Annotated in this window: 1 protein-coding gene; it reads right to left on the bottom strand. The window is 38.7% G+C overall.

Annotated features, from left to right (window positions below; genetic code table 11):
• Nucleotides 1–266: flavodoxin-dependent (E)-4-hydroxy-3-methylbut-2-enyl-diphosphate synthase (locus SB658_RS24515; RefSeq protein ID WP_410602986.1), on the bottom strand; the 266-nt coding region annotated here is incomplete at both ends.

The following is a 266-nucleotide window of genomic DNA, read 5'->3' as shown; positions in this document are numbered from 1 at the left end:
ATCCGTACTTTTCTAAAATGTGACGTTCTAATGAACCTGCGTTTACACCGATACGAATTGGAATACCGCGTTCTTTTGCCGCATTTACAACAGCTTCTACTTTATGGCGACGACCAATGTTACCTGGATTGATACGTACTTTATCAATGCCGCCTTCAATTGCTTTTAAAGCAAGACGATAATCAAAATGAATATCAGCAACAAGTGGAATGTTGATTTGTTTTTTAATATCAGCAATAGCATTTGCTGCGCGTTCGTCTGGAACA

This window comes from Bacillus sp. SIMBA_008, assembly GCF_046535495.1.
Lineage (GTDB): Bacteria > Bacillota > Bacilli > Bacillales > Bacillaceae > Bacillus > Bacillus subtilis.
This window is presented reverse-complemented; position numbering and strand designations above follow the sequence as displayed.